Genomic DNA, 404 nt, shown 5'->3' with positions numbered 1-404 from the left:
ATGTTGTTGGACAGATTGCTCAGGTCGAAGAACCCGCCAGACACGGCGTCGAGTTCCATGTCGATCAGTTCACACGCTTCAATCATGACTTCCCTCCTCTGGTATCTGTGACTTAGCCGATCGAACTGGTGTTCGACTGCGCGAGCAGCTGCGTGACGGCAGCGGCACCACCGGCACCGAAGACGCTGGAGCCGCCCTGAGCCACACCAACCTGCGTGGCCGTGTTCGCCTGCGCGACGATGTTGTTGGACAGATTGCTCAGGTCGAAGAACCCTCCAGACACGGCGTCGAGTTCCATATCGATCAGTTCACACGCTTCAATCATGACTTCCCTCTTGTTGCTGTGATCGACGTCTGGCTCAAAGCAAACCAGCGCCTCACTGCCCGTGTTCTTACCGGAGGGT

1 protein-coding gene is annotated in these 404 nt (G+C 57.4%); it reads right to left on the bottom strand.

Going from position 1 to position 404, the window contains the following annotated elements:
* Positions 1-112: 112 nt before the first annotated feature.
* Positions 113-404, bottom strand: a 292-nt coding sequence (locus XH80_RS02810) for a hypothetical protein (RefSeq protein WP_271597236.1), incomplete at its 5' end; no start/stop codon positions are given.

Origin of the sequence: Bradyrhizobium sp. CCBAU 45384 (genome assembly GCF_028128665.1) — a bacterium.
GTDB lineage: Bacteria > Pseudomonadota > Alphaproteobacteria > Rhizobiales > Xanthobacteraceae > Bradyrhizobium > Bradyrhizobium manausense.
Note: the sequence above shows the minus strand (reverse complement) of the source record. Positions and strands in the feature narration are given on the sequence as shown.